Raw genomic sequence first — 23,033 nt, 5'->3', positions numbered from 1 at the left:
TGAGTCAGGGCACCCGTACCGACTGCATGACGGCGTCGACGATGTCATCGGTGCTGACTCCGGCGCTGACGGCTTCGAAGCCGAGAATCAGCCGATGTCGCAGGACCCTGTGGGCGAGATCGCGAATATCATCCGGCAAGACGTGGTTTCGGCCCGCCAACAGAGCGGCTGCGCGAGTCGCCCGGCTGAAAGCGATTGTCGCGCGCGGGCTTGCGCCGTATTCGATGAGCCGGGCGAGGTGTTGCGGCAGGTACTGGGAAGGGTTACGTGTCGCGTGCACCACCTCGCTGATGTAGTGCACGAGAACAGGATCGAGGTGCACATTCTTCGTCAGGCGCTGCAGTATCTTCATCGTCTCAAGGCTGAGCACCGGCCGTTCCGGCTCGGAGCGATCAAACAGGCCTGCATCGAGTCGGAAGATGACTTCGGCTTCCTCACTGGGTGTGGGGTAACGGAGGACTTCCTTGAGCATGAACCGGTCGGTCTGGGCTTCCGACAAGGGATAGGTCCCTTCCTGGTCGACCGGATTCTGTGTGGCGATGACCAGGAACGGCTGTGGAATGGGATGGCTTTCGCCGGCGATGGTGGTCTGGCGCTCCTCCATGGCTTCGAGCATCGCGCTCTGGGTCTTCGCGCTGGAACGGTTGATTTCGTCGAGCAGCACGATGTTGGCGTGTACGGGCCCGAGCTGTACGACGAAGGAGTTGCTGTCGGAGTCGTAGATCTGGGTCCCCAGGATGTCGCTGGGAAGCAGGTCCGGCGTGCACTGGATGCGGTTGAATCGAGCGGAGACCGCGTCTGCCATCACTCGGGCCGCGGTCGTCTTGGCCAGTCCGGGTACCCCTTCGAGGAGGATGTGGCCACCGGTCAGCAGGCCGATGAGAAGCGTTTCGCGTAGATCCTCCTGCCCGACGACCTTGGTGGCGAAGGCCGCTGCGATGGCGGTCACCGCGCGGTGCGCGTTCTCCATGTCCGAGCCGTTGGGCTGTGCCCGGTTGTTCACCGGCGGCCTGCTGGCTGCCGTCATGACGGTTTCGTCGTCGTAGTGGGGTGCAGTCAATGGTCAGCCCTTCTTGAGTTCGAATGTCGCCGGTGTCACAGCGAGGTTGCCCACACCCTGGATCGGTACGGTGACGGTCTGATCCTGGACGCTCAGCCTCGGGTTCGTCGCCTGCGCTGACAGGCGGAAGTCCACACTGCCGCTGACGGTGAAGGTGCCGTCGGGCCCGAGGTCGCTGGCGATCACCTCGTCGGTGTTCGTGGGTGGTGTCCACGTCGCCGTCCCGTCGATGAGGAACGGGTTGTGCATGTAGCTCTGGGGACAGTCAGGGGGTGCGAGCTGTCGGGATTTCGAGCACTCGGCCATCAACGCCAGGATCGGCTTCTCCGCCTCTTTGAGTCCGGCGTCAGTGAATTCGAAGCCGTAGTCGACTACGGCGGAACCGTTCTGCATGGTGCTGCCGAGAAGGGGCACTGCTCCGATCAACTCCGTATCGACGTTGGGATTGGAGTTGCCGATGTCGACGATCCCGGGGAACAGGTTCGCACGCCCCGACTCGGGAAGCGGCTTGCCGAACAAGGTCGTGGTGTCGATCAACGATGTACCCGAGCTCACCTTGTCCCGTTCGAAATCGATGGCATACGTGGCGTATTCGAGCTTCCAGGTGCCGTCCGCGGACTGCTTGAGACGCAATTGCTCGTCGATCGCCTCGTCGCCGAAGGTCGCCAGCACGTGGACATCGCCTTCGGGCGTGGAGTCGATGATCTGCACATCGCTGATCGGGTTGGCTTCGATCTGCTTCTTCAGCACCTCGTCGGTCAGGAAGGTTCTGTCGGCCGGTTGGTTGATGGCGTAGGACAACGCTCCTTCGGCGTCGCCCCGGCTCAACGCCTCGAGGTAGCCCCGGACCGCGTCGCCGGCCGTGGTCGAGCTCGATTCGCGAGAGAATACGACGACCAGTGTCGCCACGAGCGCGACGATGCCCGCGGTCACCAAACCGACTGTCAGCCATACTCTCCTCCGTTTGGGAGACACTGCCGGATAGGGCGGTGGCGGCGGAGGACCGGCAGGAGGGTAGCTGCTGTGGGACCACCCAAAGTTGGGCTGGCCGGGGGTGGGCGCCTCGAACCCGGAAGGATGTGCCGACGGCCGCGGAACTCCGCCATGGGGTGCCGGGTGAGCCGGCGGGGGTCCGCCGCCGATCGGGTTGGACCCGCCGAACCTGCTGTCTCCGCCGGTGCTCGTCACGGCGTTCTCCTCTTCTCGGGAGCGTTCATTGAGGTGGCTCGTTGACGACGGCCGGCTCTTTGGAGATGTCGATTCGGTTCACCACCGACAGATCCACGATGAGCGGCACCGTCTGACCGTCACTGTTCTGGCGGATGGAGAACGGTACGTCCGGGACCGTACCGGTGACCATCACGTAGGTGAAGGCGCCGTTGTAGTCGTACTTCAGTCCGCGGAGATCCAGTGGACCAGTCAATTGGGTCGTGGCCGAGTCAAATTCAGGTTCGAAGTTCGTCAGCTTGGCGCATCCCGGTGTCTTCGGGACCGGGCTGTAGCACTTGCTGATCCACGCGCGCATCGCTTCCTCTGCGGCAGGGCGACCCTTCTCGTTCAAGGAGAACTTGAACTCCGGATGCTGTCCGAAGACTCCGCCGAGATCCAATCCGAGTGGCGCGGGCTTGTTCACGTCGATGTACGGGCTGGTGGTGCTGACGCTGAGCGCGCCGGGAAAGGCGTAGAAGTGGCCGGACTCGTCGAGCGGCTTGTCGAATATCCGCATAACGTGACCGACCGACCACTCGTCGTCGATGACACCCATCGGTTGTGCGTTGACGAAAGAGCTCTCCAGCTTCCACTCGCCGTTCACGGGGGTCACATTGATCTGTCCCTCGGTTCGCTGATCGCCGATCTTCGCGCTGACCCTCACCCCGACTCCGTCGCCCTGTTTGTGGGGCGTCTCGCTCAGGATCTCGATATCTCGCAGCGCGGCCATTTCGAGTTGTCTCTCGAGGATCTCGTCGGTCAGCAGATCTGAGGTCGCGGGCTCGGAGGCGCCCATGGCGAGGGCGGCCTCCGCATCGCCGCGTGAGAGCGCCTCCAGATACGCCCGTGCAACCTCGCCGGGGGTGCCCGTGGGGGCGCCTCCCTCGTCGTCGCCGGCGTTGAGCAGCACCGCTGCGACGACCACGATGACCAGCACCACCGCGGTGGCTGCGGATGCGGTGATGATCAACGGCCTGCGGCTCTTCGTCGGAGGCGGCGGTTGCGGACCCGGCGAATACGGGCCGCCGAACCCGTCGCCCGCCGGGTAGCCCGGTGCCGGACCGTATCGAGGCCCGGGATGGTGTGGTGGGTACGGCGCCCCGGAGCCCGGGTTCCTGAACGGCGAAGGAGTGCGGTCGGGGTCGGGCCCGGACCAGTACGGCGGGTGAGTCATTCGACGTCCATCTCGGTGCGGCGGCCGGCGCTAGTTTTCGAGCTTGATCGTGGGCGGGGCCTGCGTGAGGTCGACATCTCCGTACACGTATTCGCCGATCTGTCCGTGGTCTGGCTGGCCGGAGGTGGTCTGCACGGATACGGTGAACTCCACCTCGCCGTCGAATGAGGCGATGCCGGTGGCGGAATCGAGGAAGCCGGTGCTGATGTCGGCGTAGTCGGTGGGTGCGGTCCACTGCGCCGTCCCGTCGACGAGGTCCGCGCGCGACCCCGTGTCCTGCGGGCAATCCGGTGGCGCCAGCTGCTTTGACTCTGCGCACTTGTCGAACATGACCTTCAGCGCGTTGCGAACCGCTTCCACGCCGGCGGTGCTGACGTCGAAGTGCACTCCCGCGACGTCACTCATCCTCCAGATCTGCTCGAGCGACGGCGGCTCTTCATTGACCGGCTTGACGTCAAAATTCGGATTGGAGGAACCGAGGTCGAGCCAACCGGGAAAGGCGTACGCCTTGCCGGTTTTCGGGACGGGGTGTCCGAACACCGTCACGAACGGCAACATCGTGTCGCTGGTGAGCTCGTTCTTGCCGAAGTCGACCGTCATTGCGGCCGACTCCAGCTTCCAGCCGTCGCCTTCCGCCGGTTGGGGAAGCGTCATCTTCTGATCGGATTTTTTGCCGCCGAACTCTGCCACCACGTGAACAGTGTTGCCGATGTCGCTCAGGATTCTGATGTCTGTGATCGGATACTTCTCGATTTGTTTCTTGAGGATGTCGTCTGTCAGCAACGCCCTGTCCGGAACGGTGGCGTCGGAGAACGACAGTGCTGCTGCGGCGTCGCCTCGCGCCAGTGCCTCGAGGTAGCCGCGCACGGCAGCGCCAGCCGTGGGGGAACCGCCAGCGGAGTCCTCCCCTGCGGCGAAGACCACGATTCCTGCTATCACCAACAGCACCACAGCGGCCGCCGCTCCGAGGACCAAGATCATCCGTTTGCGACTGCGTCGCGGCGATGTCGACCTCGGAGCGATGACAGGCGGCGGATGGCCGGGGAAATGGCCGTGGAGCAGAGAGGGGGCGGAAGCCTGATTGGCGCTGAAGGACGGTTGCGGGCCTCCAGGAGGGGACGCGTGCGGCGGCGGCCACGCCTGCTCCTGCGGCAAAGTCGGCCGCGGTGGCGCCGGCTTCTCCCGCTCGGATTCCGACTCTTGTCGACGGCCGGGGCCGCCCGGGCCGAGTGGGTTCGCGCCGCCGAACCGGATCGAATCATCGTTCCCGGTCACAGCAACCCACTTCCTTCCGGCGGCAAGGCCCATTGATCGGCTGCAGAGATCGTAACCGCACCCGCGCGACCGCGTGGACAGATATTTGCCGGGCCCGCCAGCCCGACTCGCGACGGCATTGCCGGGCGCGGAACGGCCGCGCAGTAAACCGCCGGGAAACCTGAGCTAACAACCCCGAAACGTGGCGTCACTAGCGTCGCGCTATGAGCGGAACATCCGGATTCGGGCGCAGGGGATTTCTCCAGACGGCAGTGGTCGGTGTGGGGGCGGCCGCAGCCGTCGCGGCCTGCACCAGGAACACGTCGTCGGCCGAGACCGCCGAGCTGCCGTACTCGTCGATCCCGGTGCTGCAGCCGGGCCAAGGTGACCGCAGCGGTGACCACTACCTGTCGTCGTTGCCCGATCAGGTGCTGTGGGGTTTCGTGCCGACCGTGCACGCCACGCCGGTGCTGCGGATGCGGTCCGGGCAGACCATCACGATCGACGCGCTGTCGCACGAGGGCATCCTCGAAGACCAGGGCCGCAACCCCGTCGAGTACTTCGGCGGCCTGGGCGTACGCGAGCCCGATGTTCTGGAGGACGCGAAAGCCATTGCCGCCGAATACAACCGAACTCCCCGCAACTTCGCCAAGGACGGCCCGCACGTCGTGACGGGCCCGGTCTTCGTGGAGGGTGCCGAACCGGGTGACGTGCTGAAGATCGAGACACTCGAGACGACGCCGCGGGTGCCCTACGGCGTGGTGTCGAGCCGCCATGGCAAGGGGGCACTGGGCATGACGGCCGACAAGGCGGCGCCCGCGGGGATATCGCTCGCCGAGGTGATGCCCCCGCCGGACACCGACGGGCGGTCCCGCCCCGACCCCACCACGTGGGGTGACGTCTCGGTGTTCACCCCGGTGGAGCAGGGCCGCGGGGTGATGCCCGTCGGCACCGGCGGTTCGGTGCGCTTCCCGCTCAACCCGTTCATGGGGATGATGGGCGTCGCGTTCGCGCAGGACCACGGCCTCGATGCGCCCAACGCCAACTCGATCCCGCCGACGATCGGCGGCGGCAACATCGACATCAAACTGCTCGGCGTCGGGTCGACGTTCTACCTGCCCGTGTTCGCGCCGGGTGCGCTGTTCTACGTCGGCGACCCCCACATGGCGATGGGTGACGGGGAGGTGGCGCTGACGGCGATGGAGGGCTCGCTTCGCGGCACCTTCCGGCTCACCGTGTGCAAACCCGGATCCGGCGACGCGCCGAGCGTGGCCTACACGTACCCCTTCGCCGAGACCGAACAGGCCTGGATACCGATCGGGCTGTCCGATCCGGACGGTGGTGTCGGCGGGCAGGGCAGCGATCTCGACGTCGCGATGCGCCGCGCGGTCGTCAACGCCCTGGACTATCTGCAGCACGACCGCGGGATGGACCGCGCCACCGCCTACGCCTATCTGTCCGCCGCGGGCGACTTCACCATCTCCCAGGTGGTCGACCGCACCGTCGGCGTGCACGGACAGATCTACAAGGAGCACTTCGCGTCCTGATCGCTGGCGGCCCTTCGCTCGGGTGTCCGGGCCGTCTGCTAGAGGTGTCGGGTGACGAAAACCCGGCAGCCGGCCGAACACGAGCCGATCGCGCGCGTGCTGCCGATGCTGTCGGTGCCCCATCTCGACCGCGAATTCGACTACCTGGTGCCCGCCGAATGCTCTGATGACGCGCAGCCCGGCGTGCGCGTGCGCGTGCGCTTCCACGGCCGGTTGGTCGACGCCTTCGTGCTCGAGCGGCGCTCCGAGACCGACCATCCGGGAAAGCTGGGCTGGCTGGACCGCGTGGTCTCGCCACAGCAGGTGCTGACCCCTGACGTGCGCCGCCTCGTCGACGCAGTGGCCGCCCGCTACGCCGGCACCCGGCCCGACGTGCTGCGTCTGGCGGTACCGCCGCGGCATGCGAGCGTGGAGAAGAAACCTGCCGATGACCTGCCCCTGGTCGGCGTGCCGCCGATCGACCTCACCGCCTGGCGTGCCTACCCGCGCGCCGAACAGTTCCTCGGCGCGGTGGGTGAGGGGCGCGCCGCCCGCGCGGTGTGGCAGGCGCGGCCCGGCGAACGGTGGGCGGATCGGCTCGCAGAGGCCGCGGCGCTCACGGTGGGCAGCGGGCGTGGCGTGCTGGCGATCGTCCCGGACCAGCGTGACGTCGACGTGCTGCACGCCGCCGCCGTCGCACTCCTCGGCGACGAGCGGGTGGTGGCCCTGTCCGCCGGGCTCGGCCCGTCGCAGCGATACCGGCGCTGGCTTTCGGTGCTGCGCGGCGGCGCGCGCTTCGTGATCGGCACCCGCAGTGCGGTGTTCGCCCCGGTGTGCGACCTCGGGCTGGTGATCGTGTGGGACGACGGTGACGACAGCCTCGCCGAACCGCGCGCCCCGTATCCGCACGCGCGCGAGGTGGCCATGCTGCGGGCGCACCAGTTGCGCTGCGCGGCGCTGATCGGGGGCTACTCGCGCACCGCGGAAGCCCAGGCGCTGGTCCGCAGCCGGTGGGCACACGACCTCGTCGCCCCTCGCGCGGCGGTGCGGGCGGCGGCACCGCGCGTGATCGCCCTGGAGGACAGCGGTTTCGAGCAGGAGCGCGATCCGGCCGCACGCACCGCGCGGCTGCCCTCGGTGGCGCTGCGTGCTGCCCGCACCGCCCTGCAGGCGGGCCGGCCGGTGCTGGTGCAGGTGCCCCGGCGGGGGTACCTGCCCGCGCTGTCGTGTGCCCGGTGCCGGGCCATCGCCCGCTGCAGACACTGCACCGGACCTTTGTCGCTGCTCGAGCGCGACGGCGCGGCGATGTGCCGGTGGTGTGGCCGCGAGGAGCTCGGATTACGTTGCAGCCGTTGTGGATCGGAGTCGGTTCGGGCGGTGGTGGTGGGCGCGCGCCGGACCGCCGAAGAGCTGGGGCGTGCCTTCGCGGGGACACCAGTCATCACCTCCAGTGGTGAAGCGATGGTGGGAGCCGTCGCCGATGAGCCCGCACTGGTGGTCGCCACCCCTGGCGCCGAACCCGAGCCCGCCGCCGGGTACGGCGCCGCGCTGCTGCTCGACGGCTGGGCCCTGCTCGGCCGTGAGGATCTGCGGGCGGCCGAGGACACCCTGCGCCGGTGGATGGCGGCCACCGCGCTGGTGCGCTCCCGCGCGGACGGCGGCGTGGTCACCGTGGTCGCCGAATCGGCGATCCCGACCGTGCAGGCGCTGATCCGGTGGGATCCGGTCGGGCACGCCGAATCCGAACTCGACTCGAGATCCGAAGTGGGACTGCCGCCGGCCGTGCACATCGCCGCCGTGGACGGCGCCTTCGCCGCGGTGACTGCGCTGCTCGAGACCGCGGACCTGCCGGACGACGCGGAGTCGCTGGGGCCGGTCGATCTGCCCGTCGGTGCCCGGCGACCGCCCGGCACTCCGGCCGACACCCCGGTGAGCCGAATGCTGGTGCGGGTGCCGCGGGATCGCGGCCTGGCGTTGGCGGCGGCCCTGCGGCGGGGGACCGGTGTGCTGAGCGCCCGCCACGACTCCGAGCCGGCCCGTGTCCAGATCGACCCGTTGCACATAGGGTGAGGCCCACCGGCGCCGACCGCCGGTTCGCCACGGCCACCGGTGAACCCGACGCAGTCGTGGGCCTGCCGGCGGGCGGCGTTTCAGACGTTGAGCTGCGCTGTGTACTCGGCGTCCGCCGCGTAGGCGGCCTCCCGCCGACCCTCCAGGGACGCGAGTCGGTCACGGACCGTGGCGGTGACGGTTTCGTAGGCGTCGGAGTTCAGCAGCAGGCGCAACGGTGGGTTGCCGGAGAGAGCTGCCTCGATCACGGCGTGGGCGACACCGGACTGGCTGGCGACCATGTCCTCGATCGGGGCCGGGGGAGTGTCGGCCGGACCGCCACGGTAGGGCTCGCTGAGCGGGACCCGCGCGGCCTCGTCGTAGAAGCCCGTCCGCACCATCCCGGGTTCCACGAGCACCGTCTTGATCCCGAACGGCTCGATCTCGGCCGCCAGCGCCTCGAAGTACCCCTCCACTCCCCACTTGGTGGCGTGGTAGATCGCGAAGCCGGGGAATGTGATGTGGCCGCCCATGCTCGACATCTGGACGAAAACGCCCCCGCCCTGTTCACGGAGGTGCGGAACCGCACGGCGGGCGAGCTGGATGGATCCGGTCAGGTTCGTGGCGATCGCGCCCTCGACCTGCGCGTCAGTGAGGTCCTCTGCGGCGCCGAAGACACCGAGACCGGCGTTCGAGACGACTACGTCTATGCGCTCGTGCTCGGCGAACGCCTGCGCCATCACGTCCTCGATCTGGGCGTTGTCCGTCACGTCCAGGCGCGCGCGCCACAGCCGGTTGCCGAACTTGTCGGCGAGGTCGTCGAGCTGCTCGGGGCGGCGCAGTGTGGCGGCGACATGGTCACCGCGTGTCAGGGCCTGCTCGGCTATTTCACGGCCGATGCCGCGGGATGCTCCAGTGATGAGCCAGGTGGTCATGTTCTTCTCCCGGATGGGTTGTGGTGGGTGTCGGCAAGGATTGCCGGTGTCAGTGAGTGGCTGGTGTCAGCCGCCGGTCGCGGCGTTCACGGCGCGCACTGCTGCGTCGGGGGAGGTGCGCAGCGCCTCGTAGATGTCCTTCGTCAGACCGGCGTGGACTTCGAACTCGTCGCGCTCCAATGCGTCGAACAGCTCGGCGACCGCGTCGGAGGCGGACACCTTCTGGTCCGAGATGACACCGGCCGAGAAGGGCGAGTCGACAAGCGGGGCCATGAACTCGAAAACGCTGACCGGCGAACCGTCGCGTTCGAGCTGTAGACGGACCGACTGGGTCAGAGAGTGCAGCGCGGCCTTGGTTGCGCTATAGGTCGGGTTGGTGATGTCCGGGGCGAAGGCGACTCCGGAGGTGGTGATGATCAGCGCAGGGGCGGCCTGCTGCCGCAGCAGCGGAACCAAGCCGTCGATCAGACGGACGGCCGAAAGGTAGTTCGTCCGCATCTCGACTTCTGCATGGGCAGCCGCGTCCTCGGTGCCGAACAGCTTGTAGGTGTGGGTCACCCCGGCGTTCAGCAGCACCGTGTCGAGGTCCGGGTGTTCCGCGGCGACGGTCTTCACCAGGCGCGCGATCTGCCCCGCGTCGGAGATGTCGCAGGGGAGGGTGACGGCGCCCGGGAGGCGCGCCGCTTCGGTGCGCAGGCGCTCCGCGTTGCGGGCGACCATGATGACGTGGCTGCCCAAGGCGCTGAATCGCTTGGCGGCTTCCAGGCCCATGCCGGTGCCCGCACCTGTGATCAGTACCGTGCGTCCTGTCGTCTTCATTTGTATTCAGCTTCCTTGCCGTTGAATCCGGCGTCGTTGAATCCGGCGTCGTTGAGTCCGGCATGACCTGTGTCGGATGCCAGCTCTCGTGTCGGGTTGGCGGTCGCGATGGGCCGGAGGGTCAGCGTCTGTAGCGCACCTGTCAGAAGCGGGGCCACCCGCTCCACGGTGCCGTTGTTGAGCACGAGGTCCTCGTGCCGCCGTGCGCTTGAGGCGCGGGCCCAGGTCTCGATCACGTAGAGGTTCTTGGGGTCGTCCTGGTCAGCAAAGACCTCGTAGCTGAGGTGACCGGGCTCGGTCACGACCGACGCCGCGAGAGCACGCAGCTCGTTTTGGAGCCTTCGGGCTGCCGAGTCGTCGACGGCGGCGAACTGAGTGACCAGGCAGACCGGTCCCGAGCCGGGCCCGGCGTGGTCAGGCCTCCGGTCGGGATGCAGGTCGCCGTCCGCGGGTCCGATGGCGCCTTCTGCTGACGGGGTCACTGGATTTCTCCTTTGTGTTTGCGGCGGGAACATCTCCAAGATGGCCCTAACGATTCATGCGCACAACTGACGGTTTTGCATCGCAACCATGCGATATGCGTATGGCAGAGCGGGGGCTTCCACGGGCCGAGCCGATATCGACGAGGGCCGTGCTTCGCCCTAGACCTGTAGCGCAATCTCGCCGACACCGAGAACAGTTGGCCTTCGCCCGCCAGTACTACAACGACGCGGTCGCCACCCTGAACCGGCTCGTCGCGAGCATCCCGTGGATGTTCGCCGCGGGACCCGCCGGGGTGTCGGAGCGTGAGCACTACCAGACGGCGCGATGAGCGCTCCCTAGACTGTCTCGGTGCGTCTCGTCTTCGCAGGCACCCCCGAGCCCGCCCTGCCCTCGCTGCAGCGGTTGATCGCGTCTCCCCGCCACGAGGTGGTTGCGGTGCTGACCCGCCCCGATGCGGCGGCCGGCCGGCGCGGCAAGCCCACGCCGTCGCCGGTCGCGCAGGTGGCGCTCGACCACGACATTCCGGTGCTGCGGCCGCCGAAGCCCAACTCCGAGGAGTTCGTCGCCGAACTGCGCGAACTCGCGCCGGACTGCTGTGCCGTCGTCGCATACGGGGCACTGCTGTCGGAACGACTGCTGGCCGTGCCGGCCCACGGTTGGATCAACCTGCACTTCTCGCTGCTGCCCGCCTGGCGGGGTGCCGCCCCGGTGCAGGCCGCGATCGCCGCGGGTGACTCGGTGACCGGCGCGACCACGTTCCTCATCGAGCCGGCACTGGATTCCGGTCCGGTGTACGGGGTCGTCACCGAGACAATCCGCCCGGCCGACACCGCCGGCGAACTGCTCACCCGGCTCGCCGATTCCGGCGCGCATCTGCTCGAGAGCACCCTCGACGGTATCGCCGACGGCCGCCTGCAGGCGGTCCCGCAACCGGCCGACGGCGTGACCGTCGCACCGAAGATCACCGTCGAGGAGGCCCGGGTCCGCTGGGATCTGCCCGCCCATGTGGTGGACCGCCGGATCCGCGCCGTCACCCCGAATCCGGGTGCATGGACGTTCGTCGGGGAGGTGCGGGTGAAGGTGGGACCGGTCACCGTCGAGCCCGCGGACCCCCTCGCGCCGGGCGAGATACGGGCCACCAAGGACGCCGTGCACGTTGGCACCGCCTCGGCGCCGGTGCGTCTCGGTACCGTCCAGCCGCCGGGTAAGAAACCCATGAACGCCGCCGACTGGGCGCGCGGCGCCCGGCTCGACGCATCGGTGCGCGCGCAGTGACCCGCCCGCCGCAACGCCCGCAGCGCAATCGTCCGCGGCGCAAACCGCTCGATCCGGCGCGGCGCGCAGCGTTCGACGTATTGCGCGCGGTATCCGAACGCGACGCCTACGCCAACCTGGCGCTGCCCGCACTTCTCAGCGAGCGCGGCCTCGACGGACGCGACGCCGCGTTCGCCACCGAACTCACCTACGGCGCCTGCCGCAGCCGCGGTCTGCTCGACGCAGTCATCGCGAGCGCCGCCGGACGGCCGGTGGACCGGATCGATCCGGTGCTGCTCGATCTGCTGCGACTCGGGGCCTATCAGTTGCTGCGCACCCGTGTCGAACCGCACGCCGCGGTGTCGACCACCGTCGAACAGGCGGGAATCGAATTCGATTCTGTGCGAGCAGGATTCGTCAACGGGGTGCTGCGCAAGATCGCCGGCCGCGACGAGGCGTCGTGGGTGGCCGAGCTGGCGCCGCCCGCGGACACCGATCCGGTCGGGCACATCGCGTTCACCCACGCGCACCCGCGCTGGATCGCGCAGGCGTTCACTGATGCGCTCGGCGCCCGCGCCGGTGAACTCGACGCACTGCTCACCAGCGACGACGCGCGCCCCGTCGTGCACCTCGCGGCCCGCCCGGGTGCGCTCACCGCCGAGCAACTCGCCGACGAGGTCGGCGGCACCGTGGGCCGCTACTCGCCGTATGCGGTGTACCTGCCCGGCGGTGACCCGGGCCGCCTCGACCCGGTCCGCGACGGCCGTGCCCTGGTGCAGGACGAGGGGAGTCAACTGGTGGCCCGCGCGCTGACCCTGGCTCCCGTCGACGGCGACGGCGGGCGCTGGCTCGACCTGTGCGCGGGTCCGGGCGGCAAGACGGCGCTGCTGGCCGCACTCGCCCCTGGCCCGATCACCGCGATCGAACCGGCGCCCCGGCGGGCCGAACTGGTCGAGCAGAACACCCGCGGCCTCGACGTGACGGTGCTCCGGGTCGACGGCCGCGATCCCGGTGTGGAACCCGGCTTCGACCGGGTGCTCGTCGACGCGCCGTGTACCGGCCTCGGCGCGCTGCGGCGACGGCCCGAAGCGCGGTGGCGCCGCCAGCCCGGTGACGTACCGGTGCTGGCCCGGTTGCAGCGCGAACTGCTGGCGTCGGCGATCCGGCTCACCCGCCCCGGCGGTGTCGTGCTGTACGCGACGTGTTCGCCGCATCTGGCCGAGACCGTCGGCGTGGTCGCCGATGCGCTGCGCCGCCACCCGGTCACGGCACTGGACACCCGGGCGATGTTCGATCCCGTCGACGATCTCGGTGACGGTCCCTACGTTCAGCTCTGGCCGCACCGGCACGGTACGGACGCGATGTTCGCCGCAGCGCTGCAAGTAACCTGATCACCATGGCGCAACCCCTCATCGCACCGTCGATCCTGGCCGCCGACTTCGCCCGGCTCGCGGAGGAGACCGCCGCGGTCACCGGCGCGGACTGGCTGCACGTCGACGTCATGGACAACCACTTCGTGCCCAATCTCACCCTCGGGTTGCCCGTCGTGGAATCCCTGCTGAAGGTCACCGACATCCCGATGGACTGCCACCTGATGATCGAGAACCCCGAGCGGTGGGCGCCGCCGTACGCCGAGGCGGGGGCCCACAACGTGACATTCCACGCCGAAGCGACCCATGATCCGATCGCCGTCGCCCGCGACATCCGTGCGGCAGGCGCCAAAGCCGGGTTGTCGGTGAAGCCCGGCACCCCGATCGACCCCTATCTGGAGATCCTGCGGGAGTTCGACACCTTGCTCGTAATGTCCGTCGAACCGGGTTTCGGCGGGCAGAAGTTCATCCCCGAGGTGCTGGCGAAGGTGGGTATCGTGCGTCGCCTCGTCGACGCCGGTGAGTTGACGGTGCTGGTCGAGATCGACGGCGGTATCAACGAAGACACCATCGTCGCCGCGGCGGAGGCCGGCGTCGACTGCTTCGTCGCGGGTTCCGCCGTGTACAGCGCCGAGGATCCGGCCGCGGCGGTGCGTTCGCTGCGCAGCCAGGCCGCTTCTGCGTCCAAGCATCTGTCTTGCTGACCCCCGAGGCCGCCATGCGGCTGGCCATCGATCAGGCCGAGCAGGTCAAGGGCGCCACCTACCCGAATCCGCCTGTGGGCGCGGTCATCCTGGATACCGACGGGCAAGTCGCCGGTGTCGGGTCGACGCAACCCCCGGGCGGCCCGCACGCGGAGGTGGTGGCGCTGCGCCGCGCCGGCAGCAGGGCGGCGGGCGGCACCGCGGTCGTCACACTAGAGCCCTGCAACCACCACGGGCGGACCGCGCCGTGTGTGGATGCCCTTCTGGCCGCGGGGGTTTCGGCGGTCGTGTACGCGGTCGCCGATCCCAACCCGGTGGCGGCCGGGGGAGCGGCCAGGCTCGGCGAATCCGGTGTCACGGTGAGCGCGGGCGTGCTCAGCGAGGCGGTGGCCGGCGGAGGGTTGCGCGAGTGGCTGCACAAGCAGCGCACCGGAATCCCGCACGTGACATGGAAATTCGCCACCAGCGTGGACGGCCGCAGCGCCGCCGCCGATGGCAGCAGCCAGTGGATCACCAGTGAGGCGGCCAGGGCGGACGTGCACCGGCGCCGGGCGGTCGCCGATGCGATCGTGGTCGGTACCGGCACGGTGTTCGTCGACGATCCGGTGCTGACCGCGCGGCTGCCCGACGGCAGCCTCGCCGAGCGTCAACCGCTGCGGGTGGTCGTCGGTGAGCGGGAGATCTCGCAGGATTCCCGTGTGCTCAACGACGATTCGCGCACCATGGTGATCCGCACCCGTGATCCGCACGAGGTGCTGCGGGCGTTGTCCGACCGCACCGACGTCCTGCTCGAGGGTGGCCCCACGCTGGCCGGCGCTTTCCTGCGGGCCGGGGTGATCGACCGGATCGTGGCCTATGTCGCGCCGATCCTGTTGGGTGGACCGATCACCGCGGTCGACGACGTCGGCGTGTTGAGCATCGCGCACGCCCAGCGGTGGCGCTTCGACGGGGTCACCCCCATCGGGCCGGACGTGCTTCTCTCGCTGATCCCCGAGTGACTAGGCCGTTTCCCGGCTGTTCACGGTCAGGGAGTCAATTCGGTGGCCCGCGTCGTTAGACTTTGTGACGGAGCGCTTTCACCGACGATGTGCGCGCGATGAGCACTGACCGAAGGACGTGAGCGTGACAGCACTGCAGGACTGGCTGAGTTTCCCGACGGTGGCACCCCGCGCTGTGGGGTCGTTCGTCTGGGGGCCGCTGCGCAGCGTGCTGCCCGGCCGTTCCGACGAGCAGGAGGACCCGCGCCTGATCAGTCCCGGTATCGAGCGCTGCTGACTCAGGTCTCGTGTCGGTGCCTGCCGGGCGGGGTCTGCCGCGGCAGCTGGGTGGTCTGATCGCTGTCCGTCGGCTGCGCTGCCACATTGATGAACTGCGTGGGCGCGTCATCACCGATGTCACCGTCACCGATGTCGCCGGCCCCAGGTTCGTCCGCGTGCTCGTGCCGGCCGCTGATCAGTAGGCCGAGCAGTGCGCCCACCACGCAGACGATCGTGGTGACGATGAAGATGTCGCCGAACTGCAGCACGTAGGCCGCGCGGTAGCGGTCCGCTTCGGCGGCCAACCGTTCGACCAACGTATCGGCCCCGGGCGGGAACGGCAGCGTCTGAAGGTGCTGGTTGAGCCGGTACAGACCCCACGCGGACAGGGCCGCGATCCCGATCAGCATGCCGATCATGCGGGACACCACGACGGCGGCCGAGGCGATGCCGTGCTGTGCGGCGGGCACCACGCGCAGCGTCGCCGACGTCAGGGGCCCGATCACCAGGCCGAGGCCGATCCCGGCGATCACCAGGTCGGTGTCGAGGACGGGCAGGCTGACGAAGCCCAGGTCGTGGCGGGACGACAACAGGTCGACCGGCCACTTGCTGATCAGGAAGTAGCCGCCCGAGGCGATCAGCAGGCCGGCGAACGCCACCATCCGGTCACCGATGCGGCTCGCCAGCCATCCGCCGAGGAGCGCGCCGATGGGCAGCGCCACCAGGAAGCGCAGCAGCAGGAAGGCGGCCTGATTCTGATCCTGGCCGAGGATGCCCTGCCCGAACAGTTCGACGTTGACCAGCGTCACCATCAACGCCGCGCCCGCGCACAGCGACGCACCGAGCGCCGCCAGGAACGGCCGGAAGTGCACACCGGCCGGTTCGATCAGCCGGGTGCGTGCGAAGCGTTCCCACACGAAGAAGGCGATCGCGGCCGCCGCCGCGCCGATGAGCACCGGCGGACCCCACGTCGGCAGGATCTGCTTCCCGTCGGGCGCCGGGTTGTAGAGCCCGATGACGGCGAGTCCCAGTGCGAGCGCGAGCAGCAGACCACCCATGACGTCGACCCGTTCGGGCTGGTCGGGTTTCTGCCGGGCCGGGAGGCTGAAGTGGATCATCACCATCGCGATGGCCGCGAGCGGCACGTTGATCCAGAAGACGTCGCGCCAGGTGTTCAGCGCGGCCACCACGGCGATGCCGTAGAGCGGCCCCAGCACGCTGCCCAGTTCCTGGGCGGCGCCGATCCCGCCGAGCACCGAGGCCCGGTTGCGGGCGGACCACAGGTCCGCGGCCAGCGCCAGGGTGACCGGGAGCAGCGCGCCACTGGCGGTGCCTTGAATGGTGCGGCCGATGACCATCGGGATCAGGTCGCTCGACAGCGCGGTGATCACCGAGCCGACCGCAAACCCGGCCAGGCTGAGCTGCAGGACGAACTTGCGACCGAACCGGTCCGACGCACGGCCGAGCAGCGGCATGGCGGCGATGTAGCCGAGCAGGTACCAGGTGATGATCGGCGTGACCCGCTGGATCTGGTTGATCGCGATGCCGATGTCGAACATGATGTCGCGGATGATCGTCACCACGACATAGGTGTCGAGGGCGCCGAGCAGGACCGCGAGGCTTCCCGCGCTGATCGCGATCCGGCGGCTCCGGCTGGTGATCGCCGAATCGGACACGTTGGTCGGCATCACACCGCCGGCTTTGTGACGGTGACCTGCTTACCCCAGTCAGACAGGGTCATGGTGACGCTGTTGCCGGGGCTGGGCTCCAGCTTGACCTGCGCCAGGTTGTGGCTGCCGTCCTCTTCGATCCACGCCGTCGCGGGTACCGGGCCGGTCGCACCGATCTGCGGGGCGATCGCATTGACGGCGTCGGCGCTGACGGTGCCGGTGACGCGCACCGTGTCCACGCCGCTGACGTTCTCGCGGCCGTCGGCCTTCGGATCGCTGAAGTTGGCAAGCACGTTGGCCAGGCCCTTGTCGGGGCTGAGGATGGCCGCGACGTCGTAGATGTCGGCGGCGGGGCCGAAGTCCTGGAAGCTGCCGGCGCTGATGGCGCCGTACAGGTTGCCGTCGGCGACCACGAACTCGACACCGTCGAGACGCTGCCCGAGGAAGACGATGTTGGCCTTTCCGGAGGCGGCGACCGCGGGGGTGTTGGTCAGATCGCCTTCGAGCGATTCGATCGGCAACTGTTCGATGGTGCCCTGCACCGTCAGCTTCAGGTGCACGCTCTGCAGGTCACGGGTCGTCTGGGTGGATTCCTGCACCAGTTGCGCCGCGTCGGGTAGCGGTTTGTCCGCGTTATCGGAGGACGAGGAGCAGCCGGCGACGAACAGCGCGGCGGCGAGGAGGACGGCGATGAAGGCCTGGGCAGCATGGCGAGAGCTCGTCGGCATGACTGCATCGTAGAGGGTGACCGGCCGAGGACCCGGTTTGCGCTGCGGCGCGGACACGGCACTGCGGGTACTAGCCTGGTCGGGTGTTCACGGGAATCGTCGAAGAAGTGGGCGAGGTCGTCGGCAAAGAAGATCTCTCCGATGCGGCGCGGTTGGTGATCCGCGGCCCGGTCGTCACCGCCGACGCCGGCCACGGTGACTCGATCGCGGTCAACGGGGTGTGTCTGACCGTCGTCGAGATCCAGCCCGGCGGGGTTTTCAGCGCCGATGTGATGGGTGAGACCCTGGATCGCTCGAGCCTGGGCGACGTCGGGGTCGGCAGCCACGTCAACCTCGAACGCGCCGCGGCGGTCAACAGCCGGCTCGGTGGACACATCGTGCAGGGCCACGTCGACGGAACCGGTCATGTGATTGCGCGCACACCGTCGGAGAACTGGGAGGTGGTGCGCATCGCGCTGCCTCCGGCGTTGGCGCGCTACGTCGTGGAGAAGGGGTCGATCACCGTCGACGGGGTGTCGCTGACCGTGTCTTCGTTGGGCCGTGCCTCGGAAAACGACTGGTTCGAGGTGTCGTTGATCCCCACCACGCGGGAGCTCACCACGCTCGGAACCGCGCCCGTCGGCACCCAGGTGAATCTGGAGGTCGACGTCATCGCCAAGTACGTCGAACGGCTGATGAGCGCTTCCAGCGAGTGACACTGAGTAACACCGGCAATATTCGATGCGCTCCAGTGGTTCATACTGAGGCGAGACGTTGATTTTTCCTGGTTCCGCGCGTTCGGGGACCGGTAAGGGTGGCAGACAATGACCAGGCTCGATTCGGTCGAACGGGCGATCGCGGACATCGCGGCCGGTAAGGCCGTCGTCGTGATCGACGACGAGGACCGCGAGAACGAAGGCGATCTCATCTTCGCCGCGGAGAAGGCCACTCCGGAACTGGTCGCGTTCATGGTCCGCTACACCTCCGGCTATCTGTGCGTACCGCTCGACGGTGCCATCTGCGACCGGCTCGGGCTGCTGCCGATGTACGCGGTCAACCAGGACAAGCACGGCACCGCCTACACGGTCACCGTCGATGCGAGACACGGTGTGGGAACGGGTATCTCGGCATCCGACCGGGCCACCACCATGCGTCTGCTCGCCGATCCGACCAGTAACGCCGACGAGTTCACCAAACCCGGCCACGTGGTGCCGCTGCGCGCGAAAGACGGTGGTGTGCTGCGTCGCCCGGGCCACACCGAGGCCGCGGTCGATCTGTCCCGGCTCGCCGGGCTGCAGCCGGCGGGCACCATCTGCGAAATCGTCAGCCAGAAGGACGAAGGCGCGATGGCGCAGACCGACGAGTTGCGGATCTTTGCCGACGAGCACGATCTGGCGCTCATCTCGATCGCCGATCTGATCGAGTGGCGGCGTAAGCACGAACGGCACATCGAGCGCATCGCCGAGGCCCGCATCCCCACCCGACACGGTGAATTCCGCGCGGTCGGCTACACGAGCATCTATGACGACGTCGAACACGTCGCGCTGGTCCGCGGTGACGTGGCCGGTCCCCACGGCGACGGCCACGACGTCCTGGTGCGGGTGCACTCCGAATGCCTGACCGGTGACGTCTTCGGTTCCCGGCGCTGCGACTGCGGCCCGCAACTCGACGCCGCGATGGCCATGGTCGCCCGTGAAGGCCGCGGCATCGTGCTCTACATGCGCGGTCACGAGGGCCGCGGCATCGGCCTGATGCACAAGCTGCAGGCCTACCAACTGCAGGACGCCGGCGACGACACCGTCGACGCGAACCTCAAACTGGGGCTACCGGCGGACGCCCGCGACTACGGCATCGGCGCGCAGATCCTCGTTGACCTCGGGGTGCGGTCGATGCGGCTGCTGACCAACAACCCGGCGAAACGGGTCGGACTGGACGGTTACGGATTGCACGTCATCGAACGGGTGCCGCTGCCGGTCCGGGTCAACGCCGAGAACATCCGCTATCTGATGACCAAACGGGACCGGATGGGCCACGATCTCGCCGGACTCGACGAATACGACGAGGCCACCAGCATGGACGACTACGACGAAGGTGTGTACCTGCTCGGCGACCGCCGCCCGACCGATCACGGCGGTGCCCGTTGAGCGGTGGCGCGGGAGTACCGGATCTGCCACAGATCGACGGTTCGACGCTGAAGCTGGGCATCGTGGCGAGCACCTGGCACGAGACGATCTGCGACGCACTGCTCGACGGTGCGCTCAAGGTCGCCGCCGAGGCCAACGTGAATGACCCGACGGTGGTGCGCGTGCTGGGTGCCATCGAAATCCCGGTCGTCGCACAGGCGTTGGCCGTCGAGCACGACGCAGTGGTGGCGCTCGGCGTCGTGATCCGCGGGCAGACGCCGCATTTCGACTACGTGTGTGATGCGGTCACCCAGGGCCTGACGCGGGTGTCGCTGGACGCCTCGACGCCGATCGCCAACGGGGTGCTGACCACCAACACCGAGGAGCAGGCGCTCGACCGGGCCGGGCTGCCGGATTCGGCCGAGGACAAGGGCGCCCAGGCCGCCGCCGCGGCGCTGTCCACCGCGCTGACCCTGCAGGGGCTGCGCGGCCGATCATGAGCGACGGGCGCCCCGGGAGCGAGTGGGATGTGGTGATCCGGCCACACCTCACGCCCTACTTCGCCTACGCCGCGGCCGCGGTGATCGTGGCCGCGCACGTCACCGTCGGATTGCTGCTCAAGATCCGTTCGAGCGGCGTCATCTTCCAGACCGCCGACCAGGTGGCGATCGCGCTGCTCGGCGTGATCATCGGCGGGGTGGTGACACTGTTCGCGCGCCCCCGGGTGCGGGTCGGCCCGCGGGGCCTTTCGGTCCGGAACCTGTGGAGCGACCGGGTTCTCGAGTGGTCCGACGTGGTCGGGGTGTCGTTTCCGCGCGGTGCGCGGTGGGCCCGGGTCGACCTGCCCGACGACGAGTACATCCCGCTGATGGCCATCCAGGCCGTGGACAAGGACCGCGCCGTGCAGGCGATGCGGCAACTGCGCGACGCGATGGCGCGCTACCGCTCACACACTCAGTGACATCGCCAGCTCGTGGCGCGGTCCCACGAGCGCGGCCGCGACACGGAAACCCAAACTCTCGTACACCCCACGCGCCACCGCATTGTCGGCGGCGACCCGCAGCGTCACCGTGTGCACCCGCTGGTGGCGCGCCCAGTCCACCGCCGCCTCGACCAGCAGACGCGCCAGCCCGTGTCCGCGCGCCTCGGGGTCGAGCCACAGCGAGTAGAGGTAGACCGACTCCGGATTCTCGTGCTGTGCGCTGATCAGCCCGACCGCTCGGCCGTCGATCACCACGGCGAACTGTGCGTGCTCCCGTAACCGGCGACGCCACTGCGCGGCGGTGTAGGACGACTCGTGCCGGTACTGGGGGTCGTCGACGCCCAGCGAATCGGTCAGCGCCTTCAACCGCACGACGGCGAACTCCCGCCAGTTCGCTTCGGTCAGCCTGGTCACGTGCGGTGCGCTCACCGCGCGTCGCCCATGACCATTCCCTCGCGACGGGGGTCGGCGCCGCCGATCCAGCCCGGCTGGTCACGGACGATCGCGGACAGTCCGCTGGACTGGTCGGCGAGGTCGACGCGGTGACCCAGCTTGCGCAGACCCGTCACGAGCGGATCGTCGTCACCGTTGTTGGCGACGTCGACGTTGGGATGTTCACCGCCGACGTTGGTCTCGGGGGTGTTGTCGGACCCGAAGTCCACCATGCCCACCGCCTGCTGCGGATCCAGACCCCAATCGAGCATTCCCACAACGGTTTTCACCACGAACTGGATGATCACCGCGCCGCCGGGTGAGCCGAGCACCGCGTAGAGCGGTCCCCTGGTCCCGGGCGGGCCCGCCGCCGTGTCGAACACCAGCGTCGGGGCCATGGTGCTGCGCGGCCGCTTACCGGGTTCCAGTCGGTTGGCGACCGGCACACCGTCCGGGCCCGCCGGTTCGGCCGAGAAGTCGGTCAGCTGGTTGTTCAGCAGGAACCCGTCGACCATGTGGAACGAGCCGAACGCCGATTCCACGGTGGTGGTCAGGGACGCCGCGTTGCCGTAGGAGTCGACGATGCTGACCTGGCTGGTCCCGTGTTCCGGCGGCTGCGGCGTCGGGGCGGCCGGCGGCCCGAACTCGCCGGGTTTGGCGGTGCCCATACTGCGCTGTTCGGAGATCAGCGCGGACCGGCCCGCCAGATAGGCGTTGTTGAGCAACGTGTCCGGCGTCCCGCCGGGGAGGGGGACGAACGCGGTGTCGGCGACGTAGCGGTCACGGTCGGCGTAGGCCAGTCGCTCGGCCTCCGTGATGAGATGCACCCCCATGACGTCGGGCCGCCCGCCGTTGCGGTCGATGTCGTCGGGCCGGTACGTGCTCATCGGGAAGCGCTCCAGCATGCCGAGCGTCGCGAGCACCGCGATACCCCCCGACGACGGCGGGGGCATTCCGCAGATCTCCTTGCCGCGGTACGGGCGGCACACCGGTTCGCGGACCTCGACGGTGTAGCCGGCCAGGTCCTGCATCGTCAGCGCGCCCGGCGTGCGGCCGCCGGAGGTGTCCGCCGCGGCCTCGACGACGGCCTCGGCGATCGCACCCGTGTAGAACGCGTCGGCGCCTTCGGCCGCGATGGCGCCCAGGGTCTTCGCATAGGCGGGGTTGGTGAGGCGGCTGCCCGCGGTCTTGGGGCTGCCGTCGGGGTTCAGGAAGTAGCCGCCCGCGGCGCGGTCGAGGCGCAGTTCGGTGCGGCTGTCGGCGATCGCGGCCGCCAGCCGGGGACTGACGTCGAAGCCGTCGTCGGCGAGCGAGACGGCCGGCTCGAACAATTCGCGCCATGCGGTCTTGCCGTGCGCATCGTGGACCGTCTGCATCATGCGCAGGATCCCGGGGACGCCGATCGACCGTCCGGACGCCCGCGCATCGGGTTTGGGTGCGGTGCGGTCGGTGTCGCTCACCCACCGCAGGTAGTTCTCGATGGCCGCGGCGGGGGCGACCTCGCGGCCGTCGTAGGCCTGTAGCGCGCCCGATGCGGCGTCGAAGTACAGCAGGAACCCGCCGCCGCCGATGCCCGAGGACTGCGGTTCGACGAGCCCGAGCATCGCCTGGGCGGCCACCAGCGCGTCGGCCGCGGTGCCGCCGTCGCGCAGCACCCGGCAGGCGGCCTGCGTGGCCAGCGGATTGGCCGTCGCCACCGAGTACCGCGCGGTGCGCACGGCTGTCATGTCCTTGCGGTAACCGGTGTCGACCTCGGGTTCGTTGGCCAGATCGGGCGAAGGCTGAGCCGACGGTGAGGCGGCTGGCGTCTTGGGGGTGGGAGTGCCGTTCGACACGATTTCGCAGGGCACCGGCGGCGGGGTCGGTGGCGGTTGTTGCGCATCGGAGCATCCGGACACGATCAACGCGACCCCTCCGAACAGGGCGGTGGCCTTCTGCACCGACGCGAGGATCCGCACCCTTCGACGGTAGCTGAGTCACGCGCGGCCTGTCCCCGGGTCGCGGCGGTCCTCTTTTCCGTGTCGCG

The 23,033-nt window shown here is 68.9% G+C and carries 22 protein-coding genes and 1 pseudogene; 12 read left to right on the top strand and 11 right to left on the bottom strand.

Annotated features, from left to right (window positions below; genetic code table 11):
- Positions 1-4: 4 nt before the first annotated feature.
- From I7X18_RS15890 to I7X18_RS15875, 4 genes are all read right to left on the bottom strand, one after another.
- Positions 5-1,027: an AAA family ATPase gene (locus I7X18_RS15890; protein WP_193043037.1), complete on the bottom strand. Its 1,023-nt coding sequence runs from the start codon at positions 1,025-1,027 to the stop codon at positions 5-7.
- Positions 1,028-1,063: 36 nt separating this feature from the next.
- Positions 1,064-1,993: a DUF4878 domain-containing protein gene (locus I7X18_RS15885; protein WP_193043036.1), complete on the bottom strand. Its 930-nt coding sequence runs from the start codon at positions 1,991-1,993 to the stop codon at positions 1,064-1,066.
- 280 nt (positions 1,994-2,273) lie between these two features.
- The gene (locus I7X18_RS15880) at positions 2,274-3,443 is read right to left on the bottom strand and encodes a DUF4878 domain-containing protein (RefSeq protein WP_193043035.1); all 1,170 of its coding nucleotides are present in this window, start codon (positions 3,441-3,443) and stop codon (positions 2,274-2,276) included.
- Positions 3,444-3,473: 30 nt separating this feature from the next.
- Positions 3,474-4,424 (bottom strand): hypothetical protein, encoded by a 951-nt coding sequence (locus I7X18_RS15875; protein WP_193043034.1) that lies wholly within the window; start codon positions 4,422-4,424, stop codon positions 3,474-3,476.
- Positions 4,425-4,921: 497 nt separating this feature from the next.
- Between I7X18_RS15875 and I7X18_RS15870 the strand changes: the two genes are divergently transcribed.
- A complete protein-coding gene (locus I7X18_RS15870) occupies positions 4,922-6,244 on the top strand; it encodes an acetamidase/formamidase family protein (RefSeq protein ID WP_226862571.1) in 1,323 nt (440 codons plus the stop codon).
- Positions 6,245-6,295: 51 nt separating this feature from the next.
- Entirely contained in the window at positions 6,296-8,293 is a 1,998-nt protein-coding gene (locus I7X18_RS15865) for a primosomal protein N' (protein WP_193043033.1), read from the top strand.
- Positions 8,294-8,373: 80 nt separating this feature from the next.
- On the opposite strand, the gene I7X18_RS15860 is transcribed toward I7X18_RS15865, so the two are convergent.
- From I7X18_RS15860 to I7X18_RS15850, 3 genes are all read right to left on the bottom strand, one after another.
- Entirely contained in the window at positions 8,374-9,207 is an 834-nt protein-coding gene (locus I7X18_RS15860) for an SDR family oxidoreductase (RefSeq protein WP_193043032.1), read from the bottom strand.
- Positions 9,208-9,273: 66 nt separating this feature from the next.
- On the bottom strand, positions 9,274-10,026 hold the full coding sequence (locus tag I7X18_RS15855; protein ID WP_193043031.1) for an SDR family oxidoreductase: 753 nt from the start codon (positions 10,024-10,026) through the stop codon (positions 9,274-9,276).
- Entirely contained in the window at positions 10,023-10,508 is a 486-nt protein-coding gene (locus I7X18_RS15850) for a putative quinol monooxygenase (RefSeq protein ID WP_193043030.1), read from the bottom strand. Before I7X18_RS15850 ends, I7X18_RS15855 begins: the two co-directional genes overlap by 4 nt.
- A gap of 171 nt (positions 10,509-10,679) precedes the next feature.
- Between I7X18_RS15850 and I7X18_RS15845 the strand changes: the two are divergent.
- The 6 genes and pseudogenes from I7X18_RS15845 to I7X18_RS15820 form a co-directional block, all read left to right on the top strand.
- Positions 10,680-10,837, top strand: a pseudogene (locus I7X18_RS15845) (LemA family protein); the annotation flags it as partial.
- 20 nt (positions 10,838-10,857) lie between these two features.
- Positions 10,858-11,784: a methionyl-tRNA formyltransferase gene (gene fmt / locus I7X18_RS15840; RefSeq protein ID WP_193043029.1), complete on the top strand. Its 927-nt coding sequence runs from the start codon at positions 10,858-10,860 to the stop codon at positions 11,782-11,784.
- Positions 11,781-13,154 (top strand): RsmB/NOP family class I SAM-dependent RNA methyltransferase, encoded by a 1,374-nt coding sequence (locus I7X18_RS15835; RefSeq protein WP_193043028.1) that lies wholly within the window; start codon positions 11,781-11,783, stop codon positions 13,152-13,154. Before fmt ends, I7X18_RS15835 begins: the two co-directional genes overlap by 4 nt.
- 5 nt (positions 13,155-13,159) lie before the next feature.
- Positions 13,160-13,837: a ribulose-phosphate 3-epimerase gene (rpe, locus tag I7X18_RS15830; protein WP_193043027.1), complete on the top strand. Its 678-nt coding sequence runs from the start codon at positions 13,160-13,162 to the stop codon at positions 13,835-13,837.
- A complete protein-coding gene (gene ribD, locus I7X18_RS15825; RefSeq protein ID WP_193043941.1) occupies positions 13,834-14,835 on the top strand; it encodes a bifunctional diaminohydroxyphosphoribosylaminopyrimidine deaminase/5-amino-6-(5-phosphoribosylamino)uracil reductase RibD in 1,002 nt (333 codons plus the stop codon). The genes rpe and ribD overlap by 4 nt, the downstream gene beginning before the upstream one ends.
- A gap of 124 nt (positions 14,836-14,959) precedes the next feature.
- Positions 14,960-15,112 carry a hypothetical protein gene (locus tag I7X18_RS15820; protein WP_193043026.1) on the top strand — a complete coding sequence of 51 codons (153 nt, stop codon included), beginning with the start codon at positions 14,960-14,962 and terminating at the stop codon, positions 15,110-15,112.
- A 1-nt stretch (position 15,113) separates the two neighbouring features.
- On the opposite strand, the gene I7X18_RS15815 is transcribed toward I7X18_RS15820, so the two are convergent.
- Entirely contained in the window at positions 15,114-16,781 is a 1,668-nt protein-coding gene (locus I7X18_RS15815; RefSeq protein WP_193043025.1) for an MFS transporter, read from the bottom strand.
- Complete coding sequence (locus I7X18_RS15810; protein ID WP_193043024.1) at positions 16,781-17,491, bottom strand: LppX_LprAFG lipoprotein; 711 nt, start codon at positions 17,489-17,491, stop codon at positions 16,781-16,783. Before I7X18_RS15810 ends, I7X18_RS15815 begins: the two co-directional genes overlap by 1 nt.
- Positions 17,492-17,574: 83 nt before the next feature.
- On the opposite strand from I7X18_RS15810, the gene I7X18_RS15805 reads away from it, so the two are divergent.
- The 4 genes from I7X18_RS15805 to I7X18_RS15790 all read left to right on the top strand — a co-directional run bounded on the left by I7X18_RS15805 (position 17,575) and on the right by I7X18_RS15790 (position 20,554).
- The gene (locus tag I7X18_RS15805) at positions 17,575-18,186 is read left to right on the top strand and encodes a riboflavin synthase (RefSeq protein WP_193043023.1); all 612 of its coding nucleotides are present in this window, start codon (positions 17,575-17,577) and stop codon (positions 18,184-18,186) included.
- A 108-nt stretch (positions 18,187-18,294) separates the two neighbouring features.
- On the top strand, positions 18,295-19,614 hold the full coding sequence (locus I7X18_RS15800; RefSeq protein ID WP_193043022.1) for a bifunctional 3,4-dihydroxy-2-butanone-4-phosphate synthase/GTP cyclohydrolase II: 1,320 nt from the start codon (positions 18,295-18,297) through the stop codon (positions 19,612-19,614).
- A complete protein-coding gene (gene ribH / locus I7X18_RS15795; protein ID WP_193043021.1) occupies positions 19,611-20,093 on the top strand; it encodes a 6,7-dimethyl-8-ribityllumazine synthase in 483 nt (160 codons plus the stop codon). Before I7X18_RS15800 ends, ribH begins: the two co-directional genes overlap by 4 nt.
- Positions 20,090-20,554 carry a PH domain-containing protein gene (locus I7X18_RS15790; protein ID WP_193043020.1) on the top strand — a complete coding sequence of 155 codons (465 nt, stop codon included), beginning with the start codon at positions 20,090-20,092 and terminating at the stop codon, positions 20,552-20,554. The genes ribH and I7X18_RS15790 overlap by 4 nt, the downstream gene beginning before the upstream one ends.
- Here I7X18_RS15790 and I7X18_RS15785 read toward each other — a convergent pair.
- Entirely contained in the window at positions 20,540-21,004 is a 465-nt protein-coding gene (locus I7X18_RS15785; protein ID WP_193043019.1) for a GNAT family N-acetyltransferase, read from the bottom strand. The genes I7X18_RS15790 and I7X18_RS15785 overlap by 15 nt on opposite strands.
- Positions 21,001-22,965 carry a gamma-glutamyltransferase family protein gene (locus I7X18_RS15780; protein ID WP_193043018.1) on the bottom strand — a complete coding sequence of 655 codons (1,965 nt, stop codon included), beginning with the start codon at positions 22,963-22,965 and terminating at the stop codon, positions 21,001-21,003. The genes I7X18_RS15785 and I7X18_RS15780 overlap by 4 nt, the downstream gene beginning before the upstream one ends.
- Positions 22,966-23,033 lie beyond the last annotated feature (68 nt).

The organism is Mycolicibacterium baixiangningiae (assembly GCF_016313185.1).
GTDB classification, from domain to species: domain Bacteria; phylum Actinomycetota; class Actinomycetes; order Mycobacteriales; family Mycobacteriaceae; genus Mycobacterium; species Mycobacterium baixiangningiae.
Note: the sequence above shows the minus strand (reverse complement) of the source record. Positions and strands in the feature narration are given on the sequence as shown.